30 protein-coding genes are annotated in these 25,522 nt (G+C 42.7%); 17 read left to right on the top strand and 13 right to left on the bottom strand.

The window, feature by feature from the left end; translation table 11 throughout:
* Positions 1-58 precede the first annotated feature (58 nt).
* A complete protein-coding gene (locus LKD36_RS13885; protein WP_118771204.1) occupies positions 59-277 on the bottom strand; it encodes a YaaL family protein in 219 nt (72 codons plus the stop codon).
* A 127-nt stretch (positions 278-404) separates the two neighbouring features.
* Here LKD36_RS13885 and LKD36_RS13880 point away from each other — a divergent pair, with 127 nt between their 5' ends.
* The 11 genes from LKD36_RS13880 (at position 405) to LKD36_RS13830 (ending at position 7,949) form a co-directional block, all read left to right on the top strand.
* Entirely contained in the window at positions 405-677 is a 273-nt protein-coding gene (locus LKD36_RS13880; protein ID WP_308459953.1) for a pro-sigmaK processing inhibitor BofA family protein, read from the top strand.
* A 192-nt stretch (positions 678-869) separates the two neighbouring features.
* Complete coding sequence (locus LKD36_RS13875; protein WP_118771206.1) at positions 870-1,871, top strand: P-loop NTPase family protein; 1,002 nt, start codon at positions 870-872, stop codon at positions 1,869-1,871.
* Between the two features lie 8 nt (positions 1,872-1,879).
* Complete coding sequence (locus LKD36_RS13870) at positions 1,880-3,187, top strand: CpaF family protein (protein ID WP_308459952.1); 1,308 nt, start codon at positions 1,880-1,882, stop codon at positions 3,185-3,187.
* A complete protein-coding gene (locus tag LKD36_RS13865) occupies positions 3,159-3,827 on the top strand; it encodes a type II secretion system F family protein (RefSeq protein ID WP_308459951.1) in 669 nt (222 codons plus the stop codon). Before LKD36_RS13870 ends, LKD36_RS13865 begins: the two co-directional genes overlap by 29 nt.
* Positions 3,824-5,017, top strand: a complete 1,194-nt coding sequence (locus LKD36_RS13860; protein WP_308459950.1) for a hypothetical protein — start codon at positions 3,824-3,826, stop codon at positions 5,015-5,017. Before LKD36_RS13865 ends, LKD36_RS13860 begins: the two co-directional genes overlap by 4 nt.
* 10 nt (positions 5,018-5,027) lie before the next feature.
* Positions 5,028-5,159, top strand: coding sequence for a hypothetical protein (locus LKD36_RS13855; RefSeq protein WP_308459949.1), 132 nt, complete (start codon positions 5,028-5,030; stop codon positions 5,157-5,159).
* Between the two features lie 290 nt (positions 5,160-5,449).
* On the top strand, positions 5,450-5,782 hold the full coding sequence (locus tag LKD36_RS13850) for a helix-turn-helix domain-containing protein (RefSeq protein ID WP_118771212.1): 333 nt from the start codon (positions 5,450-5,452) through the stop codon (positions 5,780-5,782).
* Between the two features lie 27 nt (positions 5,783-5,809).
* Entirely contained in the window at positions 5,810-6,202 is a 393-nt protein-coding gene (locus LKD36_RS13845) for a hypothetical protein (RefSeq protein ID WP_308459948.1), read from the top strand.
* Between the two features lie 490 nt (positions 6,203-6,692).
* Positions 6,693-6,980: a hypothetical protein gene (locus LKD36_RS13840; protein WP_308459947.1), complete on the top strand. Its 288-nt coding sequence runs from the start codon at positions 6,693-6,695 to the stop codon at positions 6,978-6,980.
* A gap of 125 nt (positions 6,981-7,105) precedes the next feature.
* Positions 7,106-7,498: a pyridoxamine 5'-phosphate oxidase family protein gene (locus LKD36_RS13835; protein ID WP_308459946.1), complete on the top strand. Its 393-nt coding sequence runs from the start codon at positions 7,106-7,108 to the stop codon at positions 7,496-7,498.
* A gap of 22 nt (positions 7,499-7,520) precedes the next feature.
* Entirely contained in the window at positions 7,521-7,949 is a 429-nt protein-coding gene (locus tag LKD36_RS13830; RefSeq protein ID WP_308459945.1) for a hypothetical protein, read from the top strand.
* Between the two features lie 94 nt (positions 7,950-8,043).
* On the opposite strand, the gene LKD36_RS13825 is transcribed toward LKD36_RS13830, so the two are convergent.
* The 6 genes from LKD36_RS13825 to LKD36_RS13800 form a co-directional block, all read right to left on the bottom strand.
* Positions 8,044-8,952 (bottom strand): DUF6551 family protein, encoded by a 909-nt coding sequence (locus tag LKD36_RS13825; protein WP_308459944.1) that lies wholly within the window; start codon positions 8,950-8,952, stop codon positions 8,044-8,046.
* The gene (locus LKD36_RS13820; protein WP_308459943.1) at positions 8,942-9,862 is read right to left on the bottom strand and encodes a hypothetical protein; all 921 of its coding nucleotides are present in this window, start codon (positions 9,860-9,862) and stop codon (positions 8,942-8,944) included. Before LKD36_RS13820 ends, LKD36_RS13825 begins: the two co-directional genes overlap by 11 nt.
* 1 nt (position 9,863) lies before the next feature.
* Complete coding sequence (locus tag LKD36_RS13815) at positions 9,864-10,268, bottom strand: hypothetical protein (RefSeq protein WP_118771217.1); 405 nt, start codon at positions 10,266-10,268, stop codon at positions 9,864-9,866.
* Entirely contained in the window at positions 10,261-10,905 is a 645-nt protein-coding gene (locus LKD36_RS13810) for an integrase (RefSeq protein WP_118771218.1), read from the bottom strand. Before LKD36_RS13810 ends, LKD36_RS13815 begins: the two co-directional genes overlap by 8 nt.
* The gene (locus tag LKD36_RS13805; protein WP_308459942.1) at positions 10,880-12,679 is read right to left on the bottom strand and encodes a recombinase family protein; all 1,800 of its coding nucleotides are present in this window, start codon (positions 12,677-12,679) and stop codon (positions 10,880-10,882) included. The genes LKD36_RS13810 and LKD36_RS13805 overlap by 26 nt, the downstream gene beginning before the upstream one ends.
* A gap of 119 nt (positions 12,680-12,798) precedes the next feature.
* Entirely contained in the window at positions 12,799-13,134 is a 336-nt protein-coding gene (locus LKD36_RS13800) for a helix-turn-helix domain-containing protein (RefSeq protein ID WP_118771220.1), read from the bottom strand.
* 128 nt (positions 13,135-13,262) lie between these two features.
* Here LKD36_RS13800 and LKD36_RS13795 point away from each other — a divergent pair, with 128 nt between their 5' ends.
* On the top strand, positions 13,263-13,610 hold the full coding sequence (locus LKD36_RS13795; protein ID WP_308459941.1) for a helix-turn-helix domain-containing protein: 348 nt from the start codon (positions 13,263-13,265) through the stop codon (positions 13,608-13,610).
* Between the two features lie 101 nt (positions 13,611-13,711).
* Positions 13,712-13,894 carry a hypothetical protein gene (locus LKD36_RS13790; protein ID WP_308459940.1) on the top strand — a complete coding sequence of 61 codons (183 nt, stop codon included), beginning with the start codon at positions 13,712-13,714 and terminating at the stop codon, positions 13,892-13,894.
* A gap of 53 nt (positions 13,895-13,947) precedes the next feature.
* Here LKD36_RS13790 and LKD36_RS13785 read toward each other — a convergent pair whose 3' ends face one another.
* From LKD36_RS13785 to LKD36_RS13760, 6 genes are all read right to left on the bottom strand, one after another.
* Positions 13,948-14,256: a hypothetical protein gene (locus tag LKD36_RS13785; RefSeq protein WP_308459939.1), complete on the bottom strand. Its 309-nt coding sequence runs from the start codon at positions 14,254-14,256 to the stop codon at positions 13,948-13,950.
* Entirely contained in the window at positions 14,253-15,161 is a 909-nt protein-coding gene (locus LKD36_RS13780; RefSeq protein WP_308459938.1) for a ParM/StbA family protein, read from the bottom strand. Before LKD36_RS13780 ends, LKD36_RS13785 begins: the two co-directional genes overlap by 4 nt.
* Before the next feature lie 20 nt (positions 15,162-15,181).
* Complete coding sequence (locus LKD36_RS13775) at positions 15,182-15,574, bottom strand: DUF6262 family protein (protein ID WP_308459937.1); 393 nt, start codon at positions 15,572-15,574, stop codon at positions 15,182-15,184.
* The gene (locus tag LKD36_RS13770; protein ID WP_308459936.1) at positions 15,571-17,055 is read right to left on the bottom strand and encodes a tyrosine-type recombinase/integrase; all 1,485 of its coding nucleotides are present in this window, start codon (positions 17,053-17,055) and stop codon (positions 15,571-15,573) included. Before LKD36_RS13770 ends, LKD36_RS13775 begins: the two co-directional genes overlap by 4 nt.
* On the bottom strand, positions 17,052-18,947 hold the full coding sequence (locus LKD36_RS13765) for a tyrosine-type recombinase/integrase (protein WP_308459935.1): 1,896 nt from the start codon (positions 18,945-18,947) through the stop codon (positions 17,052-17,054). The genes LKD36_RS13770 and LKD36_RS13765 overlap by 4 nt, the downstream gene beginning before the upstream one ends.
* A 141-nt stretch (positions 18,948-19,088) precedes the next feature.
* On the bottom strand, positions 19,089-20,195 hold the full coding sequence (locus tag LKD36_RS13760; protein WP_308459934.1) for a tyrosine-type recombinase/integrase: 1,107 nt from the start codon (positions 20,193-20,195) through the stop codon (positions 19,089-19,091).
* Between the two features lie 314 nt (positions 20,196-20,509).
* On the opposite strand from LKD36_RS13760, the gene LKD36_RS13755 reads away from it, so the two are divergent.
* From LKD36_RS13755 to LKD36_RS13740, 4 genes are all read left to right on the top strand, one after another.
* Positions 20,510-21,214 carry a helix-turn-helix domain-containing protein gene (locus tag LKD36_RS13755; RefSeq protein ID WP_308459933.1) on the top strand — a complete coding sequence of 235 codons (705 nt, stop codon included), beginning with the start codon at positions 20,510-20,512 and terminating at the stop codon, positions 21,212-21,214.
* A gap of 100 nt (positions 21,215-21,314) precedes the next feature.
* Positions 21,315-22,913: a type I restriction-modification system subunit M gene (locus LKD36_RS13750; protein WP_308459932.1), complete on the top strand. Its 1,599-nt coding sequence runs from the start codon at positions 21,315-21,317 to the stop codon at positions 22,911-22,913.
* A gap of 5 nt (positions 22,914-22,918) precedes the next feature.
* The gene (locus LKD36_RS13745) at positions 22,919-24,043 is read left to right on the top strand and encodes a restriction endonuclease subunit S (protein ID WP_308459931.1); all 1,125 of its coding nucleotides are present in this window, start codon (positions 22,919-22,921) and stop codon (positions 24,041-24,043) included.
* 51 nt (positions 24,044-24,094) lie between these two features.
* The gene (locus LKD36_RS13740; protein ID WP_331465240.1) at positions 24,095-25,468 is read left to right on the top strand and encodes a ParB/RepB/Spo0J family partition protein; all 1,374 of its coding nucleotides are present in this window, start codon (positions 24,095-24,097) and stop codon (positions 25,466-25,468) included.
* Positions 25,469-25,522 lie beyond the last annotated feature (54 nt).

Here is a 25,522-nt window from a genome sequence, read left to right as displayed (position 1 = left end):
TACCTCTGTTAATTCATGCTTTTATCAGAGTAGCACAGGAGGAAAAAGAAGTCAATTGTCAGGAGCTTTCTTCCAGCAGAGAGGCCTGCCTGAGAAGAAAACGGTAGCGCATCTGAATGGATTGAAGTTCATAGATGGAAGAGTCGATCAGATCCGGGTCAATAACGTTCTCAAAATTGGAGTAGGCGCGGTCGAGTGCGGATTTTGTCCGGGCAATATCTTCCAGAAGCTGCTGCTTTCTGGAATCCTGTACGGGAGCGGCATCCTTTATTTTCATTGCTGTCATCCTTCCTGCAAAGTAGAGCTGTTATTACCAGTATAGTCCTCAAAAGGAAAATATATACGAAAATGCGGAATAATTTTCCGTCAGATTCATATAGATGGAGGGGAAGGAGGGTGACAGAATGGATAAAGGAATGGGGTTTTTGACAATCGCAGGATCCTGTGTGGCAGTGCTTTTTGTGGTTCTTGTGAAACATAAAGCTGAGGTGATCATGAATTTCTGCATTCGGGCAGTACTGGGACAGATTGCCATCTATGGGATCAACAGTCTTCTTTCTTCCTATGAGATACCTGTCAGGGCAGGTATGAATTTGGTGAGTCTTTTGACATCCGGAATCCTTGGTTTCAGCGGGATTTCTCTGCTTTACGCAATTTTGGCACTTCGTCTTTTGTGACATATTTCCAAAATTTGTGAACAAATTGTAAACACCGTAGACAAAGATCAGGAAGCTGATATAATCGGAACTGTGATAAACGTTTATCTTTAAGTGGCATTTCGCCATAGGCTCACAGCTTTATTTCTGAGCCGAATTCCATTATTTTATTTGCAGCATAAGAAGAATAAAAATGCTGTTGGAGGTAGCTATGTGAAAAGCACAGGTTTATGGATCGCAGACCCGGATGATGCATATGGAAAAGCATTTATGGAGTATGTGAATCTGAAAGAAAGCCATCTGTTCCAGGTGCGTATCTGCACGGACAGAGAGGCTCTGATCAAGGCCCTTGCAGGAGAAGAGATGGAAATACTGCTGATAGCGGCAGAGTGGTATGAAAGCTGTCAGGCTCTGATCCATCAGAAGTGTACGGTGATTCTTTCAGAAGGAAGCCTTGTAAAAGAAGCAGAAGGCTGTCATGCGGTGTACAAGTATCAGTCTGTGGAAAATATTCTCCGGGAGCTTATGTATTATTATTCCGAGCAGAATACCGAGGGGATGTATATCGAGGAAAGCAGGAAGGATAACCGGGTGATCGGTATTTTTTCTCCGGTGAGCGAAAGCAATCGAACAGTGTTTGCTCTTACGCTGGGGCAGATACTGGCGGAAAGTCAGAATGTTTTATATCTGAACATGGAAGAGTGTTCCGGAATGGGGGAGTACATGGGGGAAAGCCACTGGAATATCTCGGATCTGATCTATTTTCTGCGTCAGCAAAATAATGCGCAGTTTCTCTATCGGTTGAACAGTATGGTTCAGAAGCTGGATCACCTGGATTATATCCCACCTTGTGAATCGTATACGGATTTTCATCAGATTGAGACGGAAGAATGGCTGGAACTGATTCGTCTGATACGGGCCAGAAGCAGCTATGACTCCGTGATTCTTGATCTGGGAATGGCCATGGGCCATGAGACAGAACTTTTAAGGCAGTGTGATGGTATCTACGTACCTGTGCGGCAGGACATGATCTCCAGGGCAAAGCTGGCTCAATGGGAAAACGCAGTTCAGATTTTAGGCGGACTGGACATTGTTGAAAAATTTCAGAAACTCGAAATACCGGAAAACAGCGAGATTCCGGAGAGCCGGGATGATCTGCTTATGCTGCCGCAGCAAAGCTTTGGAATGTATATCCGGGGACTGCTGAAAGGTTAGGAGGAACCATGGGAGAAAAATCGGAGACAGAAAGGTCCGGATTATATGAAGAGCTGAAAAGCCAGATTTTGCAGCGGGTGGATTTAAGCCGGGAAGTCTCTGACGAAGAGATGCAGGAACTGATTGACGAAGTGATTCTTACCTGCGGGAAGGAGAAACGCCTTTCCCTGAATGAAAAATGCCGGTTGAAGAAAGAGCTGTTTTATGCACTCCGAAAGATGGACATGCTTCAGGAGCTTCTGGAGGAGCACAGCATTACAGAAATTATGGTCAATGGAACCGAAGGAATTTTTCTGGAAAGAGAAGGACGGTTATACCGCTGGGATAAAAGTTTTGCCTCAGAAGAACGGATACTGGACATTGTCCAGCAGATCGCGGGAGCCTGTAACCGGACCGTCAATGAATCGCAGCCTATCGTGGATGCGAGATTGAAAAACGGGGACAGAGTACATATAGTACTTCCGCCTGTGGCGGTCAACGGGCCGATTATCACAATACGAAGATTTCCGGATGAGCCTGTAACCATGCAGAAGCTGCTGGAATTGGAAAGTATCTCGGAAGAAGAAGCAGAATTTTTAAAGCATGCGGTGAGGGCAGGATACTCGATCCTGATCGCAGGAGGAACCGGGAGCGGCAAGACGACGTTCCTTAATGCTCTGTCAGAGTATATACCGGAAGATGAGAGAGTGGTGGTGATTGAAGATACGTCAGAACTTCAGATTCGCACAGTGCCGAATCTGGTCCGTCTTGAGACCAGATCTGCAGGTCTTGAAGACTGTCGGGAGATCACTGTCAGGGATCTGATCAGGGCATCGCTCAGAATGCGGCCAAGCCGTATCATTGTCGGTGAGGTCCGGGGCGGGGAGGCGTTTGAGCTGCTGACCTGTCTGAATACAGGGCACGACGGCAGTATCAGTACCTGCCATGCAAACAGCACGAGGGATACGATCTCACGTCTTGAAACAATGTCTCTCATGGGGATGGAATTGCCGTTACAGGCAATCCGGAGGCAGATTGCATCCGGAATTGACCTGATCGTTTATCTGGGAAGACTCAGGGATAAGACCAGGAGACTTCTCGAAATCACAGAAGTGACCGGCATGGAAGGGGATCAGGTCGGATTGAATCCGCTGTTTCTCTTCCGGGAGACCGGTGAAGTATCAGGCAGAATCTGCGGGATACAAGAACGGACAGGAGAAATGAAGCATATTGAAAAATTTCAGCGTGCAGGAATGGGGAAGATGTATATGGAGGCGGCTGCCGGAAACATTGACGGGGATCCTGCTGGTGGCAGCACTTGCCTGGCTGTATTATGATTCCGTACTGGCAGTTCCATTTCTGCTTCCGCTTCTGATCGTCTGGCATCGGGAATGGGAGCAGTCAAGGATGGAGAAGGAGAAAGAACAGTTTCGGATGCAGTTCCGGGAGTGGATTCTTTTGCTGTCATCTTCTCTGACAGCGGGATATTCCGTTGAAAATGCTTTTGGCCAGTCACTGAGAGAACTGAGACTTATGTTTCCGGGAGGAGGTGCCATGCTGGAAGCTCTGCAGGAGATGGTACTGCGTGCAGAAAATAACCAGCGTCCGGAACAGCTGCTGAAGGATCTGGCAGAAAAGCATCCGTTGGAAGAAGTAGAGAGTTTTGTGGAAGTATTCTGTACGGCAAGAACAAGCGGTGGAAGCCTGAATACAATTATCCGCCAGACAGCCGGGCAGATGGCACAGGTGATGGATACCAGAAGGGAGATCCGGACATTTCTGGCGGCAAAAGTATATGAACAGAGAATTATGATGGTTATGCCTGCCGGTGTCCTCTTCTATATCCGGATGGGATCCGGAGAATTTGTGGAAGCGCTTTATCATAATCTTTCCGGCGTACTGATAATGACTGTCTGCCTCATTGTCTATGCCGGAGCCTGTGTCATGGGAAGAAGGATGGTGCAGTTTGAAGTATGAAACAGAAGAAAAAACTTCTCCTGACTGCCTGTGTGGGAGGGGCGCTCAGTGTGATCTGGCTGGCAGTCAGCCTGTTTTCAAGAGAACCTCTGACGTCTCTTATAAGACCGGAAAATGGAGAAGGAGACAGAAAGGAGAAGCTGGAAGTATGGATCGGGGAAGAACCATATTCCATGGAAGTGACCGTGCGGGAACGGCCGAAGACAGAAGCGGAGACTGCAGAAGAACTGCAGAAAGCAGAAGACGGAATGGAAATACTGTTTCTGGGAGAAAATCAGGATCTGGAGCATATTACGGAAAAGGTAAACATGCCGTCCGTATATCCGGGAACCGACATTGCCATTCAGTGGTACTTAAATTCATGGGAGTACATATCAGTGGACGGTACCGTGAAAAACGAAGGGTTTACCAGAGCTGAGCAGGTGGAAGTGACAGCAGTTCTGTCACTGGAAGATCAGACGGTCTCATGGGACAGAACAGTATGGGTCTGTCCGCTGGAAAATCCGGATGATAAAGCACTCATCCGAATACTTTCCTGGAAGATGGAAGATACACAGAAAGAAGACACAGAAACAGTTGAGCTGCCGGAGCAGGCAGCAGGGAAATCGATTATATGGTATCCCGAAAAGGACCATACATGGCTGATGCTGGCCGGTCTTACTGCCTGTGCGGTCTGTGCCATGATGCTTGGTCAGCAGAAGGAAGAAGAAAAAGCACTTGCAGAGCGGGAAAAGAGAATGAAACTTGCATACCCGGATATTGTCAGCCGGCTGAGCCTTTATATGAGTGCCGGAATCAGCAGCAGAAAGGCATGGGAGCGGATTGCTGCGGGATACAGAAACAGAACTTCAGGACCGGTCAATGAAGCATATGAAGAGATGTGTACGACTCTTTACGAAATGCAGAATGGTGTCCCGGAGAGTATTGCCTACGAAAAATTCGGCGCCAGATGCAGACTGCCGTCGTATCTCAAACTGGGGGCGCTTCTGAGTCAGAATCTTAGAAAGGGAACCAGGAATCTTTCCGCTCTTCTTGAAGAAGAGTCGCGGGAAGCTTTTGAAAATCGGAAAGCGTATGCAAAAAAGCTGGGAGAAGAATGTGAGAGCAGACTTTTGTTTCCCATGCTTCTGATGCTTCTGACGATACTGGTTATGGTTATGTATCCGGCAGTCACATCATTTCAGACATAAGGAGAAGCGTATGAAACTATGGAACAGAATCAGGTGGAAAATGGCAGGCCTGTGGGCAGATGAAAGCGGCATGGGCGTAGTGGAAGTTATTTTGATTATCGTGGAAAACCAGAGACACCCTAATTTAATGTGTTTTGTGTAGCAATTATAGCATTTATTGGAAAAGAGTTAATGATGTGTGTAAGTGATAGTGTCACTGGTATAGAAAAAGCAGTATATGTGTGAAATAAATCGTGTATACGTGCTTTTTGAAGTAGTATTTTACATAGAATTTTGATATTATAGAAAAAAAGAATGGAACTTGGAATTCTTATTTTTTTGACCTGATAGTCTCTCGAAAATGACTAAAAATAGTCTCTTTCTAACAGACTAATAAATTGCTCTGGCACAGGATATGATAAATCTGTATCATGCTGGAGAGGAGCAAAATCAGTGAGTATAGAAGACTATATCCCAAAGAGACTCGAAGAATTGTTTGAAAAATATGAAGTGAGTAGATACCGGATTTCACAAAAATGTGGCATTCCGACAACTGCTATTTCAAAAATAATTTCTAAGAAAAATGTTCCTACAATAATAACGTTAGAGCGCATTTGTAATGCGTTTGGGATTACACTGGCACAGTTCTTTGATGATGACAGATATGCTGAATTATCAGGAATACCTGTGGAAATTATAAAAGCGTGGGATAGTCTTGATACGAAAGAACAGGAGATAATTCTCCGGCTTGTTCGATCAATGCAAGAGGTCAATGATGAAAAATAAGGATTCTGGCTATGGAGTGGGATAAAAATGAAGCCGGAAGATATAGAAATTACAGAAGAGATTGCTAGTAGAATAGAAATATTTGTACGCTTGACGGAAGTTGAACATGAAGCATACAAAGGGCGACAGCCAATGACACAAGATCTATTTAATAGCATTTCTAAGAAAATTGCTCCCATTAACACAGATTTGTGGATTGAATTTATCAGTAACTATGCTGCGTTTTTGCCTGATGATCCAGAAGAGGAAATGGAGGATGATATGGAATGGAACCCTCCGGAAGATGCAAAATCGAAAGAACAGATGCTGGCAGAAATTAAGGCTGGTATAGCCAAAAGAAAAGAGCGTCAGGATAAGAAAAAAGTAGAGTTAGAACGACAAAAGGAAATTTTCAGGAAGACTTATAAAATAGATATATAAGAATGTGTTTCCATTGACGATAATGGAAGATGGTACATATAATATAAATAGCAGTAGCCTTTGCTTCGGATTTGGACGTAGGAGAGGGAGTCTGTATGGACGGCATTCTTCGCCAGAGGGACTGCTACTTGGTACTGAGCTCTGACCCGGTTTTGGACGTACGGAGAAGAGGTTGAAAAACAGCATTCGCCATCAGATAAGGTGCCGTTTTTTAAGAGGATCATAAAATTTATTGATACGTTACATAATAGAAAGCAATAGTACTTGGCTTCCATTGGCTGGCACTATTGCTTATTTATTTTAAGCTATTGCATTTGTGGCAGGGCTGTGACATATGGCAAAGGTTTCGGAGACTCATATATCTGGCATCTTGATTAGAGTGTTGCTCTATTATGAATAAAACAAACAAATGTTCGATAAATATTGAAAGAAAGGTGGAGGACTGGTATAATAAACAAAAAGATATTTTAGTGGAAAAAGAGGTGGCAGAATGGCTCTATCTGCAAGCGCGGAAATTGGTAATCCATTTGCACATAATCCAAATCTTATACTCGTACCTGTAATCGCATCTTTTGATACTTTGGGAAAGATAATTCCCTTGTATTTTCGGTATGAAGGGCTGCGGCTTAAGATTGACCATATCAAATGGTTTAATGACAGAACGGTAGATGTAATTAAATTCTGTTGCGAAATAACATTGCAGGATCGTGTACAGGAAGTCATTCTTTATTATCATAAAAAGAATGGTATGTGGACACTGGAGAAAATTAGAGAATAAGGCTTGAAGAGAAAGGCGCAGGTTTGGTTGAAAATCCAAAATATGAGGCTTAAAATAATATTCATAAGGAATCCGGTTTTGTACAGTTGGGATTTCAGAGAAAAAATAGGCAGGAGGATTCAAACATGGAACGGGTAGCAAAATTTTTAAAAGAAGCATCTACTTATTATCTGGCAACAATGGAGGGCGATCAGCCAAGAGTAAGACCTTTTGGAACGGCACATATTTTTGAGGGAAAGCTTTATATCCAGACGGGAAAGGTAAAGGACGTATCCAAGCAGATTCATGCAAATCCCAAGGTGGAAATCTGTGCGTTTAAGAATGGTGAGTGGCTTCGTGTAGCAGGGGAACTGGTAGAAGATGACCGTAGGGAAGCAAGACAGTCCATGCTTGATGCGTACCCGTCTTTAAAGAAAATGTATTCTGCTGATGATGGTAATACGGAGGTATTCTATTTTAAGAATGCGACAGCAACATTTTCGGCATTTACCCATGAACCGGAAACTGTGAAGTTTTAAAGATAAAATTAGGAGATGAGGAATGAGTAACTTGGGCCCGCATGAAGAGCGAAAACAAATAGAATCTGATGTATTTGATGGAATGAACCTTATTTATATAACAAGGTTAGCACTAAAAATTGGAAAAATCAAAGTAGCTGTCTTGGAATCTGTTGATGATGATGGTACGGCACATTGTATTCTGAAAGATGGAAAACAGGCTGAATACAAAAAGGGCGAATGGTCTTCATCTTTAGAAGATGCAGAGAAAGTAGTAGAAGAACAGCGTATCGGTAGGTTGGCAAAAAAGCAAACTGAATTGAAAGCGTTGAATGAAGAGATAGATTATTTAAAAAGTATTAACGTAGCATCAGAGACAAAATATGATATTATGCAATTATGTTCAGCAATAAAAGAAGGTAAATATCAAGGTGAAAGCAGCACTGGCAGACGCTATATAAGAAGACGATAGAAGCCATTACAAATTACAGGGAAATATCGGAAAAATTATGAGCCAAGAGAGACATTGTTCTCCTGACTCATAAATTTTTTGCTGACATAGAGTCTTATAATTCCGATGTTTCATTTGCTGTGCCGGAAAACAGAGACATTTGGGAATTATTGATGCTATCTTGGTTTGAAGAGGGGGTATCGTCATCTAAAGGAGCTGGTTTTTTATTTTTGGCATATAACTTCTCCATTTGTAATCCACCGGTGTTCTTTTTATTGTAGAAGATAAGCATTGCTTCTGAATATCCAAGGGATCCAGCATGTCTGTCTTTTGCAGTTCGACTGAGTTCTCTTATAGAGATGATTCCTAACTTTTCCATAAAGATGGTATCTTTTATAGAATCTCCAAAACATTTTATAAGCCTTGCCACACCGTTTAGCATATTTGCAGAGAATGATTTTTGTTCGCCCTCCCAGGTTTGAACGATAAGGCGAATTGTCCGGTCTAATACATGAAATCCACATTTTAAGTAAATATCCTCAACGGTGGAGATTGCACAGATATTTCCCGGGGCGGATTTTGCACTGAGAACAAGGTCATAGGACTCTATCAATGCTTTAATTGTAAGCTGCATATCGTTCCCTGCTTCTATGTTCGCCATGAAGATTTCATAGGGGGATAACGATTTCGTGTATTTAAGCTGGTTTGCAAAGATATCTGCTTCCTCTTCGTAAACAAGATCATCATAGACCATGCACCAGACAGGTGTTTCTCTGGAGCCGGATACCAGAGCAATGATTTCAATGGTGTGCTGTCCATTAAAGACATAATTGATTCCGTTTCGACGGCTGACTTTTACAGGATTGATTTGCTGTAAATCAAAATGAGAAGCAACCTTCTGAACATGTTTGATAGATAAATTTCTCTGATAATCTTGGTTTGATACCAGATTTTTGATCGGAATAAGCTCAAATTGGACTTTTGGTACAAATTGGTTTAAGTCAATTTCTGTTTCACGATTCATGGTCGGACTCCTTTATTTTGAATTGAATAAGAGTTGCAGTGTTACTTAACTTTATCAGGGCCTGATTTAGTTTCTCTTTGGCTTCATCTGAGGCTAAAGACAGTTTGGAGATGCGCAAAAATCGTTCCATGGAGGTATTCCAGGCATTTATTGTCAGAGTGAGACTGGAAAGCTCTGCATCTTTGTCATATGCTGGCATTTGTTTGATTTGCGGATCTGCCTTTGGAGGAAGCTGTAGGTGAGCTTCAAAAAAATTTTCAGGAAGCTTGGTGATACCTTCTTTGTAAGCCCAGGTGATTCTTGCGGTAGGCAGCTTCGCTAAAGCAATTGTGTTTTCCATAGAAATTCTAAAAGATTGTTCGAGAATGGCATCGCTGACAACCATATTTTTTTTCCTGATTTCATCTATTGCATTGGCAAAACTGGCATATTTTGTAACGGTAGTAGGAGATACATGAAAAAGTGAGGCTGCAATAAAGGCAGTTTTATTTCTGGCATATTTATTTTTTAAAATCTGTGTATGCTCTTTAGCAAAAGGATTGGGGCGTCTGCCATGATATACATCCGCCATAAGAGCACACATATAAAAGTAAGCTTTTCCAATTAGATAACGGTTGTGTGGTTCTGACAGATTTTCTGTTTCTATGAAAGTTCTGCAGGTATAAAGAAGAGCATCACTTCTGGAATAGAAGGTGATTCTTTCGATTTCAAATGGAATATTTAATTTATGACAGATCTGATAAGACAAAAAATCTGTAAGAATTGTGTTTCCCCAGACTTTGATAGGGGAAGAAAGGGAACCTGAAAGCAAGATGTCAGTTTCTGCTTTTGAGAGGATGTCTTTGGAATATAGAGGAGATAAAGCTTTAAACTCTTTATCTATAATTAAGTGATGACATTTTTTATCCATGTTACAGGGACTCCTTTATATGTGTAGTGTCTGTTAAAGATACAGCATCTTCCATGTGATACAGGATAAATTTTTGCTTTGGAAGAAGTGTACCGGTGAGTTTGTAAGACATATTTTTGTCCCAGACGTTGGAAAGAAGCATAAGCTTTTCCACGAAAGAAGTGCTGTAAATTTCACAACACTGGTTTTCGTTTAGCTGTTTCCATTTGATCCGTTCGCAGGAAGCCTGACGAGAAGTGGCTGGGCAAAGAAGGATCATCTTTTTTTCTGGATTTACTAAAAGCTGTATGTACTCTGGATTGTCAAGTAGGGCAAGTGTCTGTTTATAGATGCGGAGTCTGCGTTTTTTGGTATCAATCACTAACGGAAGATCAGTCAAAGGTGTCTTCAAAGATGAACTATTCATAGATATCTCCTCTGCTTTCTGTGGATCTGCTTGTTTTTTCCTGCTCTGGGTTCAAGGAAAAGACAGCATAATTGTCAAAAGTATTTACCTGCATGGATTTTCGGTGTTCCACGACAGGAAGACCAAATTGATTTTTCCAATCGTCAGGATAGGTGGGTGTTTTTTGTGTTTTTACCTTACCATTTTCGGTGATGCTTCTTTTGAAAGTTTCAGCACTGTTCAGGTCAAAAACATAAAGTAGTTCATCATTAGAACGGATCAGTTTTCCAAGGAGCTTGTAGCGGTAGTTTGCATCCCAGTTCATGAGAGACATAATTTTTGCATAGAAAATCCGGCAAGTGATCTGTTTGGGTGTACGTTTCCCAGAAGCAGAGCACCAACGCAAAGAATCCTTTTCTTCTTCCTTACAGGGGCGTACAGCTACTTTTTTTGTTGATGGATTTACAAGGATCTGTACGTAATCATAGTCCGGAAGCCTTTTGATACAGGCAGTATTTACCCCGCATTTGTAATTATTTAGGGTAAAGGATGGCTCATAGATGTGAGCAAAAAATTCACCTCTTACGACTTGAAATCCATCGTAAGAAAAATCATTGTCCTCGATGATATCTTCATTGTTCTGTGGTGTTACATTCATACAGGGTCTCCTTTATAACGTTAATTTTTTCTTTTAATTCTTCCGGACTTGTACATTTTTCCATGGCTTCATCCGTTTTATAGGTAACTTCTGTAGAAGGAATATCGAAATTCGTATCTGTTCCGGTTTTGACTTTATAATATTCTTCTCCGAAATTCTGTACCCAGTCTTTCGGATAGGCGATAAGTCCTTTTTCGGAATTACATTCTTCCAGTTGCGATGGGGGAATAAAGACTTCGGTATCGCTTAAGGTAAAAAACAGATAAGAATCTCTTTTCGTGCCGGTGAGTTTGTATTTGAGTTCGGGATTCCATCCAAATAGCTCAAATAGTGTTGGAAGGTAGGCACTTCCAGAAATAGCTCTGGGAATGATTTTTCCATTTGATTTTCGGGACCACTGTACTCCGTTTTTAGAATCCTTACTGCAGGGGCGGATCGCAAGGATGTGTTCGTAGGGCTGGATCAGAAATTCAACATAATTTGAATCAAATTTTCTTACACATTCGCGGCTGAAACTGATTTGATGAAGTGAAAATGTGAGAAACACTTTCCCAAGTGTAGTAAAGAATTGGCTTCTGGCAACTTCAAATCCGCGTAAATCAAAATCACCGGAATTTACTCTGACAGGGAGTGTAGTATCTGCATCCTGATCTGTCTGACTTTTACAGGCAAGCATATAATCTTCTTTGGTAAATGCAGCCCATCTGGTATTCACCAATACATAGCCTTTCAAGGATCCGTCAGAGATTACATTCAATTTTGGCAGTAAATCTTTGGTTCCATATTTCGCATTATTTATCAGTCTTTGGACAGCAATAAAATCTTCCCTTGATATGATGGGATCATGGTGATCTTTTTTGTGGTACTGGTTTCTGTCATGGTTGTTCCGTTTCGATTTATGATCGAGGAAGTTTGGGGTATAAGTTTTTCTGGCAATGATATCGCCGCAGTGTCGTTCGTTTTGCAGTACTGATAAGATGGTACTGGAACTCCATGTGGTATTTCCTTTTTTTGTCACTCTTTTAAGTAATGTCATTTCCTCTGCAATCTGTTTTGCAGAAAAACCATACAGATACATAAAAAAGATAAGGCGCACTGTTTTTGCTTCTTCTTCATTGATAACGAGGTTTCCGTCTTCATCCTTGTCATAGCCAAGAAGTGGTGGAGTAAGGAAGATTCCGCGTTTGAATCGCATTTCAATAGATGCGTTCATGATTTCACTCTTGGTGTGAGACTCTTCCTGGGCAAGTGTTGAGATAAAGGAAAGGCTCATCTCTGAGTTGGGATTCAGGGTATAAATATTTTCCGTTTCAAAGAAGACAGCTACAGGGGGATTGAGAGCTGCAAGTTCCCTGACATGTTTGATACAGTCCACTACGTTTCTGGCAAAACGGGCAACACTTTTGGTGATGATTAAGTCAATTTTCCCTGCCCGGCAGTCATTTATCATACGGATAAAAGAATCTCTGTGTTTTAGGGAAGTACCGGAAATGCCTTCATCTGCATAGATATCAACAAGGATCCAGTTTATATGTGAATTTACGAGATCCTGATAGTGGTTTCGCTGTAATTCATAGGAAGAGGTCTGGTTTGGATCATCCGTAGATACTCTGGCATAAACGGCAACCCTCTGAGTTCTGTTCGGATCGTCCAGTCGGATTTGCGGCAGAGCAGGGATAACTTCTATTTCATCCTGATTGATGCCTTTGTATCTTTCTCGGATTTTTGCTTTTTTTAATTCCCGTGATGTAAGTTTTTCTTCGGATTTGTTCATGTTTCCCAAGACTCCTTAAGTTATGGGAAAATTATAGAAATGGGGATAGAAAATGAAAATGGACTGACGGTTAAGGATTCAACCATCAGTCCCAATTTGACAGAAAAAAATATAGAGTCTTATATTTTTGAGCGCAGAATCTCTTTCAGAGTACCAGCCATTTTTAAGATAGCTTCAGATTCATTTACAGAGCAGTCCGATAAAAGACGGCTTAGTTCTGCAGAAGAGTATTCCAGACTCTGTGGAGTATCCGCCATGATAAGTGAATCAGCAGATACCTGCAGTGTTTCGACAATCCGCGTGAAAATTTCAAGGGAAAGATTTGTCTTCCCATTTTCAATGTCACTTAAATACGGAGTAGAGACATTGATAAGCTCTGCAAACTTAATCTGACTTAAATTCCGTTCCATGCGGGCAGATTTTATTCTTTTTCCAATTTCTTCACGATTATACATAGAGATCCTCTTTATAATAGTCTATGCATTATGGTATCGTGTATAGAATAAGAAAAGAATAAACTATAGACGATGCAATCAACTATAGGCTATATCCTTGAAGGAAAATTTTTTAAGGAGGTAGCTTTATGTCAATTAACAAAGAGCTCATTGCAAAGAATATCAGAGAGAGGAGAAAAGCCAAGAAGTGGTCGCAGGAATATCTGGCAGAAAAGTGTGATCTGTCAGCCCAGTATATCAGCCAGATTGAAACTAAAAAGAAAATGGCAAGTTTAAAGACGGTAGGGAAAATTGCAGAAGCACTGGATGTGAGTATAGAATCCATAACCGGGAATCCGATGGAGAGCAATAATCCCCAAAACTATGAGATTGATCTTGTCTTTGATGACTTAAATGCTTATGAGAGGGCAGTGCTAAAAGATGTCTTGCTGGCAACGAAAAAGGCACTTCGGGAAAATAAGAAAATTTTCGGATAGTGTGGAAGATGGTTGCTTACATACATAGAAAAATGATATGATAGACTCAAATAGCGGCGAGGGTTATTTGCGTTTGTAGCTGTAAACAGGAGGACAAAGAGATGGGAAAGAATAAGTTGGATGCAGTAAATTTCTGCAAGCTTTTCGATATGTTTGGAGAGGATGCAGCAAAAGAGACACTTGCAGATGTGAATGCGGGAAAAATCAGGGAGAGTACCCTTGAAAAGTATTTATACAAGGATGAATCAAAAGAAGAATATGCAAAGCGTCTGAAAGAGGAATAAATAGCTTTGATTGTACATGAGCCAAGAGACTTGTTCTCCTGGCTCATGCTATTTTAGAAGCTGCTTAAAAAATCAAGGGCTGCGTCAAATGCGGCATCCGTTGAAGGGGCTTCTTCATTTGTAGGTATTGGTTCTGCAGAGGGGGATACCGTAAGTTTTCCTGCAAGCCGTTCTGCAATCTTATCTGCCAGTGTATCTGGATCGAGTTCTGAGGATCCATCTTTTATGAGGCGGCGTACCGCTTCAATGACCATATGGCTTTCGGAGCGGTAGCCGTATTTCTTATAATCAGAAATGGCATCATATACGGCGAGATCGGAAAGACTGTCCTGAAATCGAACGGTTTTCCGTTTTACATTCATGACTTGCCTCCCATTTTGTGCCGGATCAGTCCCTCATAGCCTTTGGCATTGATGGACACATCATCAAGGATCAGGGCATTTTTCTTATCTTCCTCTGGAAGGAAGTGATTGATGATGGTAGCACCGCCTCCGATAAAGATAAACTGTGTAAGATCAGAGTTGAAATTTAAGGCACGGATCTGATCCATAAGGTTTGCAGCATAGATGGAGAGCCCGGTTTTTATGATGTTCAGGTATTCAGAAGGGATGTCGCTGGTGCCGTAGATCATCACTTCTTTAATGGTGGTTTCATCTGCTTCCTGACCGAGATTCTGGCGGAGGGCTTCATTGATCTCATTCATGCAGGTGATGGTTCCAAGGGGAAGGGACTTGCATCTTGTCTGATCCGGTACAAATTCATTGATCGGTAAGATATCAACGGTCCAGGACCCGATATCAATGACAAGGGCAGATTTGTGGAAGTCTTTCATAAAAGATACCACTCCGGCATAGCCCTGTGGGAAGACATCTACGGAGAGAAGAGTCACAGAATACTGGACATCTTCATATTTGTAGATGAGCCTGCGGTTTTTGAGATAATAGTCCATAAAACTTTTCTTTTCAGCCCCCATCCGGGTAAGGGGTACACCGACTCCAAGGTAAACATCTGCAACCGTAACGCCATTCTTTTTCAGTTCCTCTGCAATAGCTGCCATGGTGAGAACCCGCATGGATTCATCCTCTGTTTTGGACTTCTGAACGGAGACTTTTCCATTCCCAATGGCATAGAATCCGTCTGTGGTTTCAATTACCCGGGTGGCAAGGGGTGGTTTGCCGGGAAGTTTCTTTACTCCTGATGAAAAGCAGGTGTGTGCTGTCTTGGTGTTTCCATATCCTACATCTACTCCGATTACATAAGCTGCCATAATAAAAATCCTCCTTGAAATTAAAGTTTGCTGATAAATTCAAAATCAGTGTTGTTCTGTTTTTCTGTTTCCAGACGTTGAAGTGCAAAGGTGAGGCGTTGGTTCTCTAGTTTTAGTCGTTCGATTTCATTTTTTTGGACTTGTACCGTTGCCTTTAATGCGGTATTCAGGGTGGTGTCCCTTCTGGAATGCAGGACTTTGCCCTGCTGGGCCTCTATTGCTTTGTAAAGCTCGGTTCTTACCTGTTCGTTTTTGTAGAAGAAAGAGCGGGAAAGTCCGGTTGCCTTGGTAAGATCCGTGACTGAAACATGTTCATTCCGTTTTAACATGCGGTGGATCATGTCGATGGCAAGGATTTTCTTTTCCTCACAGAGATTCTGGTTTGCACGAAGCATATTGTCGTAGTTTGTCATGCCATCCATCCTTTCTTGAATTGGTTGATTTTATCGTTTCGCCTGTCAATGACAGGTTTGGTTTTGTCTGCAAGCGTCTGTGGGCTCATCTGCCGGTAGTGGCTGACGCTTGAAAGGGAAGCGTGTCCTAGTAATGCGGCTATGGTTGCATCATCGTTTAGCAGGTCACAGAGCTTTTTTCCGTAGGTGTGACGGAAGAGATGAGTCCCAACCGTAAAAAGTTTCCCGTGGTCATCCCGAAGGTTAAGAGTTGCAATCATGGTGCGCATCCGATAGGCGAGTGCGGAATATTGCATAGGCTTTGATGGATCCTTGTCGGATACAAAGATATATTCGCAGTCCCCGTACTTTGAAAAGGTCTCATGTATGGATGCAGACAGCAGGGAAAGTATTTCCGGGTTTAGCTTCTTTTCAAAGGGCTTTCCGGTTTTCTGCTGGGAAATGAAAAGCCGGGGATGCTCTCCAAGGATCAGATCACTTTTCCGAATGGTCAGAGTATCGGAGATCCGAAGTCCTAATAGTTCGTGGATGATGAGAAGCCTTGCGGTCTGCTTGTCCAAATAGCGGTATCCGGAATGCAGTCGATTAAGTTCAGCATCGGAATAGCATTTGTAAATCGTGTGCTTTCTCTTTTCAAAGTCACTTTTCAGGAAGATGCCACGGAGATTGTCGTAGGAAAAGAGCCGTCCAATGGTGTTAAATACCGTTTTCAGATGATAAAGTTCAGATCGGTATTCCTTTTTGCGTTTGCTTTCCAGATAAAGGTAGGAAAGATATTCTTCCAGCAGTTCCCGTTTCATGCTTTTCAAAGATGTGATTTCTGGAAAATACTCTGACAGAAATTTTGATAGGAAATTCACTGCAGAGAGTTCCATCATAACGGTGTTTAGTGCCATTCGTTTTAACCTGTATAGGCAACATTCTTTGATTTCATTCCGGATATCCGGCTGTTCAATTTTTGTAAAATTGATGCTCGATACGGCATTGGCAGGGGAAGCCCTGAGCCTTATGGGGATCTTAGTCAGATCCCAAATGTCATCTTCTTTGGAAAAGACGGTGTTTACAGGCGGAAGAAAATAGCGGTAAGCCTTTGCCAGATACCGGATGACGGGATTGTCTTCTACGTAGGTTCGTCCTGCATCAGCGCGGGTTCTTGTGTAAGAGAGCCGTTTGCCGGTTTTGAGGATCCAGAGCTTTAGACGGTGTTCCAGATCTTCCAGAGGAAGCTCTGTGAGCTTTGTAAGCAGGGGACAGGAATCTGTTATAAAGTCTGCCAGAGAATGGAACTGCTCGGCTTCTGTGCGCAGGGAGAGGTAGGAAAGGGCTTCTGCCCTGTCAAAAATAAAGGCTGCAAAATCATTGCGCAGAGCTGCCGGGAGCCTGTCCAGATTGAAGGACAGGTTCGGGGAATATAAGGGATGGAGCTTTTGCGCTTCTGTCAAATTTTGATAAGAAGGTAAATCCCTGAAATATAGTCTCATGAGTCATTCTCCTCGAAATATTGCTCCTGCAGCTTGTCTATGTGCCCTGGCAGGTGGTCAATGTATTGCTTGGTCATATCGTCCCTGGAGTGTCCAAGAAACGCTCTTGTGGTCTGTAAGCCTGCACCGGAGAAGTAAAGATCCGTTGCCACCGTGTGCCTGAAATCGTGGGTGCGGAATACAATATCCTGTGTCTGGTCGTATAGAAGAAGGGTTGCCTTAAACTGCTTTACAAAAGTAGATGCCTGATAGGGTCGGTCCTTGCGCTGGATGGCAGTAAAGATAAATTCTGCAGGGTTTTGCTGTTCTTCTATGTGCCGGTTTAAGAGCCGGAAGAGCTCTGACGGGATTGGGATTTCCTTGTCCGTTTTCAGCTTGTATTGGTAGACCGATAACCAGTGTGTGCCATTACGGATGAAGAGTGCATCTTTTCGTAGGGAACAGACTTCGTTGATCCTAAGCCCGGTGGAATATAGGGTTAAAAATATAAGTCCAATGGTCTCTGGAAAATCCGGGAGCACGGTAAAAATCCTGTCTATGATGCTTTCTGGAACAGACCGGTCATGGTGTAAGTAGTAGGCTTTCTTGTAAAAATGCTCAAATGGAAAGGATGGGACAAGTAAGTGTTCCCGTGTGTGGAGACAGGTTAAGAAAAATGATAACCTTGTCAACGCATTGTTATAAGTGACGGGACTGCAATTAGATGCATCCTTCCAATTGATATAGCTTTCGATGTCCGGATAGGAGATTTCTGAAAGAGATCCATTCCGGTTTTCCAGAAATCGTATAAATTCCTTGGCACTGTAGTATTTTTCCAGAAGTCCCTGCAGGGAATATTTTGGGGACAACACAAGCAGGTATCGCATGTAGTGCTTAAAGTAGATACCGTTTTCTGCGCTCATATCGTCGAAATAGAAGGCTTCCACATTTCTGGTAGGGTTTGCCCGGCGGCTTAAATCAAAATGCTCTATGAACCATGCAGAGGCTGTGAAGTCGGGTTTTTTGTCAGCCAGAAATAAAAACTTCCTTGCCCGGTACATTGCAGTGGAAGCACCTTTGTAAATGCTGTCCATGTGATCGGTAAGGTATTGCTCAAAGGACTGTATCTGTTCCTTTCGTACCTGCTTTAGATCGGTGATTTTCTCCTGTACACAAAAATCATATAGGTAGTGGAGTGGCGTAATATAGTGCTGCATCATGTAATGCATTGTCCGTTCCCCTGCGTGGGACAGATCCTCTTTTAGAATTAGGAAAATCTGCTTTTTTAAGGTGAGCGGTGCAGGAAGGGAAAAATCAAAATAGAGAAATTTCTTTGTCTGCGTATAGTAAAACCGCTGTGCAATCTGGGGATCCTTGTAGTACCCAAGATAGAGAAGCTGGTTTTCATAGGAGATTCCATCTATGAAGGGCTGCTTTCGGAGATCGAAAAGCTTCAGGATATCCAGTGTTTTTAAGTATTCGTTAGCCTTTGCCGGAACGGATTCCAATAAGTATGCTTCGTAATCTTTCCGGATCATGGCAGAAATTTCGGAGAGATCCATAATCCCAGATGCCATCAAAAAGATGAGTGCCTTTTTGAGCTTGGGTGGATTCGTATTTTCCGGTAACGGGATCTGTGTCAGCGGATGTCCCTCCAACTTCATGAAATTAAAATATACCGTTTCGAGATCACCTTTGTAGGAGAAAATCTTCTTTTGATCGAAATAAAAATCCCGGCGGACGCTCTTTATAAATGCCGTCAGTGTGTCGGTGGATACATCGGAGAGGGAAACGATTCCCCGTTCCGTAAGAAAGCTGTAAATGTAGTCCCGTTTCTTTCCAAGAACAGAGGGAGAACCACTCATTTCTTCGTATAAATTGTTGTGTAAATTCAGAATTTTTAACTGAGCCATACTGCCCTCCCATCTTATCTGGTAAGAAAAGTAACCTTTCTTCCTCCTAGCTGTCCCGGATCCTTTTTTAGAGCCTTGTCAAGAAGTGAAATGTTCTTGCAAGTGGCTTTACAAGGTGACGAAAAAGGATAGAGTGGAAGCTTAGAGGAAGTCAGATACATTTATTTTGGTGCTTTCTGATTTAAGGTATAAATCCTGTGCATCCTCGACCTCCTGCGTTGTGGTGTGGAGATAATTTTCCGTTGTTGCAAGGTTCTTATGTCCAAGCGACTTTGAAATCGTTAGAATTTCCCAGTTCGCTTTTCTACGTTCCTCTGCAAAATAGTGCCGGAGCATGTGATTTGTCACATGGATCCCTGCATGTTTCCCTATCGTCTGCAGGGAAGAGTAAAACGTGTTTGCGGATAATGGACGGCCTTTGGTTTTTCCGACAAGAACAATGAAAAGATAATCCGTCTTCTCAAAGAGGGCTGCATTCTCGGATAAATACACATTCAATAACAGAAAGGTTTTGTCAGAGATCCGCATGTACCGTTCCTCTGCATTTTTGGCATAGGCATGGTTTTGGTTGTCCGTGCGGTACCGGACAAAGATTCTTTTGTGGTCAAAATCAATGTCTTCCGTGTATTTGATGCCAAGGGCTTCTCCAATCCGTAAACCGGTCTCTTCCATGAGTGAGATTAAAAGCCGGTCACGGTTGTTTTGGCAGGCAGATAGGATCAGTTCAATGTCTTCTTTAGTTGCTACTCTTGACTGGTGCTCATTGGAGCGGAGATATCCGTCATAGGCGGTATAGGTAGAGGAGACATTTGTACCCACCGGTGAAACGTAGGAAAAGTTCCGGTCATCAAGGACGTTTAAATAGGGGAGCTCTCCGCACCTGTGAAGGAAATTGTAGAGACCAAATACTGCCTGCAGATAGGAGTTTGCCGTGTTGTTTTTCACTTCCCGGTAAGTGCCGGTGTGGATGCCGTTTTTTACATACATCAAAAAGTCGTAGAAATGCTCTGACTGGTCTGTAAATTTCATGTTAGCAACATCCATCATTGTGAGTTCCCGTTCTGATAAAAAATTCATGTAGTAGGGAAGGGTGTATGCAATCCGGTTTACCGTATTTAAGGAACGGTTCTGCAGTATTTTATGTTTCAGATATTTGGTGCAGGACTTTTCAAAGGAACCTGTCTGGGTATCTTTTACGTAGTAGTAAGTCTTCCGTCCCTTTTTTACATGCCCGGATATGTAGCGCATCGGAAAATTCCCCCTTTCAAGTAGTATGTAGGACAGAAAACACATAATCCGTAACAGAAAATACATTGTGTGTGTAAAAAACATATAAAACATATTAAACATATCGTAAAACACAATTAACTATGTTCTATATAATAATAAAACACATAAAACACAATATGTCAAGCGAAAAATATGTTTTATAAACATATAAAACATAAATAGAGCATAAACGGACATGAAACCATTTCTACATAAAACATAATTTCATAGAAAAAAACTGTGCTCTATGGTAAAATAAAGGCGTGATTATTGTAGTTTTTGAGGGTAAATAGATGCGTAGAACAGAATTTACAGATTTTCCTTTTGATAAGGAAGCATTTAAGGAAATGCTGATAAAAGCGAGGGGTGAGCGGACGCAGAGAGAGTTCAGCAAGGACTGTGCGCTTTCCTATGCATATCTTAATAAGTATGCGAATGGGAAAATGGAGGATCCGCCCACAATCGGCACCATTAAGAAGATTGCGGTAGCAACAAGGGCAGTTTCTTATGAGGAGCTGCTTACTGCAGCCGGATATGATGCAAAAAAATATAAAGAAGACAGACCGGTACGGGCAGCCAGAAAAGATTTGTTCCATCCGGTGATACTGGGGATCGTGAACAGTGATTTTGGCTGGCGGATTGAATCAAGCGGTTATCAGGATCAGGAACCATTTGAAATCATGGTGGAACGGGAAGATGTAAAGAAATGGTTTTTTGTTCCGGTGACAAAAAAGGATATCACAAAAGAAGAGATCCAAAATATCCTGTTGAGCAATCCAAAGTTTGTGTCCGGAAGCAAGGTAAGCTTTGTGACTGACGATGAAGAGATTTATGAAAGCATAAAGGAATATGATTTCCCGCTTCTTTCCATCTACCTGTCGGCGGTAAAGGTCATCGGACAGGAGATTGAGCAGGAAACCAGCATGAAAACCAGTCTTGCAAGTGATATCACCATCTGTAATGAGGACAAGATCCGTCCATACTGCATTGAATCATAGAAAGTCCGATTTATAGGACATCATTTATGGGAAGATTACAGTGGAAACATAAAACACATGGAAATTCATAGGGATATGTATTTGAAAGGGAGGAACACAAATGGCAGATTTAGAAAACAGCAAGGATTTAATCAGCGTATTATGGAGCGGGGCGGATATTCTCCGGTCTAAGATGGATGCAAACGAGTATAAAGATTATTTACTCGGAATCGTATTTTACAAATATTTGTCAGACTCGTTTTTGATTAAGGTTTATGATCTGATTTATGATGAGAAACCAGATAGTTTGAAGGCAGCTTTAGATGCATATAAAGAAGCACTGGAAGATGAGAGTGCAGAAGAATTAAAAGAGCAGATAAAGTCAGAGTGTCATTATGTCATTGAACCGGATCTGACTTACACCTGCTTTGCTGATGCTGCTCGGAATAATTCTTTTAATCGTGAGCAGTTGCAGAAAGCGTTCAATAACATTGAGCAGAGCGATCCGTTATTTGTCGATCTGTTCACAGATATTGATTTGTATTCCAGCCGTCTGGGTGCGGGGGATCAGAAGCAGAGCGATACAATTTCTAATTTGATTAAAGAGATTGATAAGGCTGATCTGCTCAATTCAGATGCAGAAATTCTTGGGAATGCATATGAATATTTGATCGGTCAGTTCGCATCTGAGACCGGTAAGAAAGCAGGAGAATTCTATACACCGCAGGCAGTTTCAAAGATTTTAACCAGAATTGCGATTGCAGGTCAGGAGAATAGAAAAGGGCTGTCTGTGTATGATCCGTGTATGGGATCTGGATCACTTTTGCTGAATGCAAAGAAATATGCAGCAGAGCCGGATTATATTAAATATTATGGTCAGGAGCTTAATACTTCTACCTTTAACCTTGCACGTATGAACATGTTCCTGCATGGAATTGTTCCTGAGAATCAGGTTCTTCGGAATGGTGATACGCTTGATGGAGACTGGCCCACTGGCGAAGAGACTGATTTCAATATGGTACTTATGAATCCTCCATATTCTGCAAAGTGGAGCGCAGCAGCCGGTTTCCTGCAGGATGAAAGATTCAGTGAGTATGGAGTGCTTGCCCCGAAATCAAAAGCAGATTACGCATTTTTGCTCCATGGCTTGTATCACCTTAAGAGCAAAGGAACCATGGCGATTGTATTGCCGCATGGCGTGCTTTTCCGTGGCGCAGCAGAAGGAAAAATCAGAGAAAAACTTCTGCGGGCAGGAAATATCTATGCAGTAATTGGATTACCGGCAAACCTGTTTTATAATACCTCAATTCCGACCTGTATTGTTGTTCTGAAAAAACATAGGGATGGACGGGATGTCTTATTTATTGATGCGTCCCAGAAATTTGAAAAGGGTAAAAAACAGAATGCAATGACCGATGAGCACATTGATGCGGTTATGGAGCTCTATAAAAACAGAAAAACCGTTGAGAAAGAATCATATCTTGCCAGCTTTGAAGATATTGAGAAAAATGACTTTAACTTAAATATTCCTCGGTATGTAGACAACTTTGAGGAGGAAGAAGAGATTGACCTAGATGAGTTACTGACAAGTATATCCACTACCGATGATGAGATAGAAAAAACACAGGCAGAATTTATTACTCTTCTGAAAGAACTTACTTCAACAGATGAAAAAATTGAAGCATCATTAAGCAATCTGATCAGAAAGATGGAGGGCTAATGAACATGGGAAAACCGAAAATTAGATTCAAGGGATACACAGAAGATTGGGAACAGCGTAAGGTTTCTGAAATGTTCATGGTTACTAGAGGATATGTACTTCCAGCAACGGATACGTCAGAAGAATTAAGCGATGAGATGCCATATCCAGTTTACTCATCACAGACGAAAGATAATGGATTGATGGGGTACTATAGCGATTATTTGTACGAGGATGCAATCACTTGGACAACAGACGGTGCCAATGCTGGTACAGTCAATTTCAGGGATGGAAAGTTCTATTGTACCAATGTTTGCGGGGTTTTGCTGTCCGACAAAGTTGAGGCAAGTAAGGCTGTAGCAGAAGTGTTAAACAACGTTGCAAAGAGATATGTTTCCTATGTTGGTAATCCTAAGTTGATGAATAATGTAATGGCTGATATCCAGATTACAATACCAACATCCAGAGAGGAACGGGCGAGAATTTCATCATATTTCTCCACTCTTGACCACCTCATCACTCTTCACCAGCGAAAAATTTTATATGGATATGAAAAAGTTGCATTCGTTTGGGAACAGCGTAAGTTGGGAGAGATGGTTATTGACCATAATGCTGGAATCTATATTAGTAAAGAAGATTATGGTGAAGGTACTAACGTAATCGGCGTTGGAAATATATATGACAGAGACATTTTCGATGGAGAAATTTATCGATTAGGACCGGTCAATGATGATAAGTTCATATTAGAAGAGAATGACATTATCTATGGCGAGTCATCACTTGTACCGGAGGGGATTGCAAGAACAGTTTGCGTGGGGAAAAATGGCGCAGGTAGTGCGTTTGCATGGCATACAAGAAGGGTGAAATTGGATAAAAACATTGTCAATTCTCATGTGGCAACTTTGGAATTAAACTATCTTCATGAAATAAGAAAATATCTTGTCAGCGTATCGACACAAACTGCTCTCACAGGTATGACAACAGAAGGGTATTTTGGAACAACACTAACGCTTGCAACGGTGTACAAAGGGAACATAATAAAAAACTTAATAATGGACTGCCAATCTTACACAAAGTACCGCCCAAACGAGACTACGGGCGGTATTTTTGTATCATGGCGGAGAAAGGAGGAACTTCCCACGGGGGCTTGACTGAAAAGTTGAGCCCCTTTTTTCATGCCAAAAAACAGGAGGTAAATGCTTATGGCAGATGATAAAACCACAAAAACGCCGGAACAGCCGGTAACGGATAGCGGGCCGGGCAAGGAAACGCCTCCCGCTCCCCCAAAAGAGCCGGGGAAGGTTTCCGTTTCCCCGAAGCCGGAAAAAAAGACGGAACCAGAGGTAAAGAACCCACAGGTTTCTGTCTATAACTTCGCTGAAATTATGAAGGAAAAGAAAGTCGAGGAACGGGCGGCAGCTCCCGGCGTGGAAAAGCCTGACCCGGCAAAAGCGGAGAAACCGGAAAAGCAGCCGGAGGCTCCGAAAAAAGCAGAGGAAAAACCCAAAGAGCCGGAACAGCCGAAGCGCCGGGGCCGTCCCCCGAAAGCAAATAAGGACAAGGACGCAGCCCCGAAGTCCAAAGCTCCCGCACAGAAACCGGAAAAGGCGGTCAAAAAGGAACCGGAGAAAAAAAAGGCTCCAACGATACAGGCCGCTCCCGCTCCGAAAGGACCCGAAAAGCCAAAGGATGCTCCACGCCGGGGCAAGGAGCAGATCGTCTATATCAAGCTGAACGAACTCCACGCCTTCAAGAACCATCCCTTTGAAGTCCGGGATGATGAAGAAATGCGGGCTATGGTGTCCAGCGTCAAGGACAAGGGCGTGACCCAGCCCGCTATCGTCCGTCCCCGTGAGGATGGCGGCTATGAGATCGTGTCCGGCCACCGCCGCCAGAAAGCCAGTGAGCTTGCCGGATATGCGGATATGCCCTGTATCGTCCGAAACCTGACAGATGATGAAGCCATCACACAGATGGTGGAGGACAATCTGAACCAGCGTGAAGAAATCCTCCCCAGTGAGCGGGCCAAAGCCTTAAAAATGCAGCTTGAAGCCATCAAGCACCAGGGCTCCCGCACTTCGGGCCAGATTGACCCGAAGGACGCAGGTAAACGCTCCAACGAGATCGTGGCCGAGCGGAACAAGATGGCCGTCAAGCAGGTGCAGCGGTATATCCGTCTCAATGAGCTGGTTCCAGACCTGATGAAGCTGATGGATGAAAAAAAGCTGGGTTTTACTACGGCGGTGGAGCTTTCCTATATCGGCAAGAAGAACCAGAACTATATCGCCGTCGCCATTGACAGCCAGCAGTCCTCGCCTTCACAGGCGCAGGCAAAGCGTATGCGTGAGTTGGACGAAAAGAAGCTACTCAACGGGGACGTGATCGACGGCATTATGATGGAGGACAAAAAGGAGGTAGACAAAGTGATTTTGACAGGTGCGGAACTGAGCAAGTATTTCGGCAAGGAAACTACGCCGAGGGAAATGAAGGACCAGATTATCAAGCTGCTGGACGACTGGAAGGGCCAGCAGAAGGAACACGAAAAGCCGGAGAAGAAAAACGAACAGGAAAAGTAAGCCGAAACTTCGGGTCAACGTGGCCCGAGGATTGGGGGGGGGGGGGGGGGGGGG

The organism is Hominiventricola filiformis, from assembly GCF_020686965.1.
Taxonomy (GTDB): Bacteria; Bacillota; Clostridia; order Lachnospirales; family Lachnospiraceae; genus Hominiventricola; species Hominiventricola filiformis.
Note: the sequence above shows the minus strand (reverse complement) of the source record. Positions and strands in the feature narration are given on the sequence as shown.